This window comes from Arenimonas sp., assembly GCF_036275555.1.
GTDB lineage: Bacteria > Pseudomonadota > Gammaproteobacteria > Xanthomonadales > Xanthomonadaceae > Arenimonas.
Genome location: NZ_DASUDO010000029.1, coordinates 1 through 3,240 on the forward strand (window position 1 = coordinate 1; position 3,240 = coordinate 3,240).

A 3,240-nucleotide genomic window follows, 5' to 3' on the forward strand; every position below is an offset into this window, starting at 1 on the left:
GGGGGGATTGCAACCCACGGCGGCGGACCCACATGGCCGCGGCGGAGAGTCTCAACGGTGCAGTTCAAGGACTACTACCAGGTGCTCGGCGTGGCCCGTGATGCCAGTGCCGACGACATCAAGAAGGCTTATCGAAGGCTGGCGCGCAAGTACCACCCCGACGTCAGCAAGGAGCCCGGTGCCGCGGCTCGCATGAGCGAGATCAACGAGGCCAACGCCGTGCTGTCCGATGCCGAACGACGCGCCGCCTACGACGCCCTCGGACGAGGTCGCCAGGCCGGCGAGCGATTCACGCCGCCACCGGACTGGGATGCCGGCTTCGAGTTCAGCGGCCACGGCGCCGAGGGCCTGGATGCCGGCGAGTACAGCGACTTCTTCGCCGAGCTGTTCGGCCGCATGGGGCGTGCATCGCGCCACCCGGCGCGCGGCGCCGCAGGGGCCGGCCGCGGCTTCGACGCCCGCGGCGAGGACCACCACGCCAAGATCGTGCTCGACCTCGAAGACGCCTGGCGCGGTGCGCGGCGCCAGATCACGCTGCGCTCGCCCCAACTCGACGCGCAGGGCCGCGTGCGGCTGGTCGAACGCACCCTCGAGGTCAGTATTCCGCCCGGCGTCAAGGCCGGCCAGATGATCCGCCTGGCCGGGCAGGGCGGTGCCGGCGTGGGCCAGGCGCCACCGGGCGACCTGCTGCTCGAGGTTCAGTTCCGGTCCCATGCGCGCTTTCGCGTCGAGGGTGCCGACCTGATGGCCGAACTGCCGCTGGCGCCGTGGGAGGCGGCCCTCGGCGCGGTCGTGCCGGTGCCGCTGCCCGATGGCAGCACGCTGAAGGTGCGGGTGCCGCGCGGCGCGCAAAGCGGCCAGAGCATCGTGGTTCGAGGCCGCGGCCTGCCCGCGCGGACCCCGGGCGACCTGGAACTGCAGGTGCGGGTGGTGCTGCCCAGCGCCTACGACCCACGCGCGAAGAAGCTTTATGAACAGATGGCTGCCGAACTGGGCGACTTCGACGCCCGCAAGGTGGCGGCGGCCGAAGACGAACGCCGTTCCGGGGAGTCAACGCGATGAGCCTGCCCTTGTTGCGCGTGGAGGCCGCGCTCGACGAGTGCTGGCTGGACGTCGCTGCGCTGTGCCGCTTGGCCGGCGTGGACGAAACCTGGCTGCGCGAGCGGGCGCAGCAGGGGCTGCTGGGTGAACTGGCCGCCGGTGCCCGCGACGAGTGGCGCTTCGATGCGCGTGCGCTGCGGCGCGCCGTGCGCATGGCGGCGCTGGAGCGCGGCTTCGACGCCGTGCCCGAGCTGGCCGCCCTGGTGGCCGACCTGGAGGAGGAGATCGCCGTGCTGCGCGCACGCCTGGTACGGGGAACCGGCCGATGAGACACGTCGAGCGGCAGGACGCGATGGTCAGCCTGCAGTCCGGCGCCTGACGCCCGCCATCGAGGACAGGCCATGCAACCGGACCCCAAGACGCAGTGGAACGTCGGCTACTGGATTCTGGCGCTGCTGGCGCTGTTCTGGATCCAGTCGGTTTGGCAGGCCGCGCGCACCATCGAGCCGGTGCCCTACAGCCAGTTCGAGAAGGCGCTGGCCGAAGGCCGTGTCGCCGAGGTGGTGGTGGGCGAGACCACCGTGACCGGCAGGCTCAAGGCGCCCGAGCCGGGCGGCAAGACCGTGATCGTGGCCAACCGCGTCGAGCCGGCGCTGGCCGAGCGGCTGTCGAAGTACGACGTGCCCTACACGCGCGTGGTCGAGAGCACGCTGCTGCGCGACGTCCTCTCCTGGGTGGCGCCGGCGGCGGTGTTCTTCGCGCTGTGGTTCTTCCTGATCCGCCGCTTCGCCGACAAGATGGGCGGCGGCATGGGTGGCTTCATGAGCATCGGCAAGAGCCGCGCCAAGGTCTACGTGGAGAAGGACACCGGCGTGACCTTCGCCGACGTGGCCGGCGTCGACGAGGCCAAGGCCGAGCTGCAGGAGATCGTCGCCTTCCTGAAGGATCCGAAGGGCTACGGCCGGCTGGGCGCGCGCATGCCCAAGGGCGTGTTGCTGGTCGGGCCGCCGGGCACCGGCAAGACGCTGATCGCCAAGGCCGTGGCCGGCGAAGCGGGCGTGCCCTTCTTCAGCATCAGCGGCAGCGAATTCGTCGAGATGTTCGTCGGCGTGGGCGCGGCGCGCGTGCGCGACCTGTTCGAGCAGGCGCGCGCGAAGGCGCCGGCCATCATCTTCATCGACGAACTCGATGCCCTCGGCCGCGCGCGTGGCGCCGCCGGCCCCGTGGGCGGCCACGACGAGCGCGAGCAGACGCTGAACCAGCTCCTCGTCGAACTCGACGGCTTCGACAGCTCGTCGGGCCTGGTGCTGCTGGCGGCGACGAACCGGCCCGAGATCCTCGACCCGGCGCTGTTGCGCGCCGGCCGCTTCGACCGCCAGGTGCTGGTGGACCGGCCCGACAAGGCCGGCCGCGTGCAGATCCTGCGCGTGCACGTGAAGAAGATCCACCTGGCCGCGGGCACGGACCTGGAGCAGGTCGCGGCGCTGACCACCGGCTTCTCGGGGGCCGACCTGGCCAACCTGTGCAACGAGGCGGCGCTGGCCGCGACGCGCCGCGGCGCCCAGGACGTGACGCTGGTCGACTTCACCGTGGCCATCGAGCGCATCGTCGCGGGGCTGGAGAAGAAGAACCGGGTGCTCAATCCGCGCGAGCGCGAGGTGGTGGCGTATCACGAGATGGGCCATGCCCTGGTGGCGCTGAGCCTGCCCGGCACCGACCCGGTGCACAAGGTGTCGATCATCCCGCGCGGCATCGGCGCCCTGGGCTACACCATCCAGCGCCCCACCGAGGACCGCTTCCTGATGACGCGCGAGGAGCTCGAGCACAAGATCATGGTGCTGCTGGGCGGCCGTGCCGCCGAGAAGCTGGTGTTCGGTCACCTCTCCACCGGAGCCGCCGACGACCTGGCCAAGGTGACCGACATCGCGCGCGACATGGTCACGCGCTACGGCATGGTCGAGGAACTGGGCTACGTCGCCTACGAGTCGCCGCGGCAGGGCTTCCTGGACGTGCCGGGCTATGCCCAGGGCGGCTGCCGCACCAGCCCCGACACCCAGCAGCGCATCGACGAGGCGGTGCGCGGCATCGTGATGGACGCCTTCGCGCGCGCCACCGCGCTGCTGCAGCAGCGGCGCGAGTCGCTCGAGCGCGGCGCGCGCGAACTGCTGGCCAAGGAAACGCTGGACGAGGCGGCACTGA

The 3,240-nt window shown here is 71.5% G+C and carries 3 protein-coding genes; all 3 read left to right on the forward strand.

Annotated features, from left to right (window positions below; all coding sequences use genetic code 11):
- Positions 1-57 precede the first annotated feature (57 nt).
- The gene (locus VFV21_RS07715) at positions 58-1,062 is read left to right on the forward strand and encodes a DnaJ C-terminal domain-containing protein (protein ID WP_329668852.1); all 1,005 of its coding nucleotides are present in this window, start codon (positions 58-60) and stop codon (positions 1,060-1,062) included.
- Positions 1,059-1,370, forward strand: a complete 312-nt coding sequence (locus VFV21_RS07720) for a hypothetical protein (protein ID WP_329668853.1) — start codon at positions 1,059-1,061, stop codon at positions 1,368-1,370. Before VFV21_RS07715 ends, VFV21_RS07720 begins: the two co-directional genes overlap by 4 nt.
- Positions 1,371-1,442: 72 nt before the next feature.
- Positions 1,443-3,240 (forward strand): ATP-dependent zinc metalloprotease FtsH (ftsH, locus tag VFV21_RS07725; protein WP_329668854.1); only part of this gene is annotated, 1,798 nt, incomplete at its 3' end.

What these genes read in the sequence shown, in the direction of transcription:
- VFV21_RS07720 (WP_329668853.1), top strand. Translation starts at nt 1,059, where the DNA reads ATGAGCCTGCCCTTGTTGCGCGTGGAGGCCGCGCTCGACGAGTGCTGG.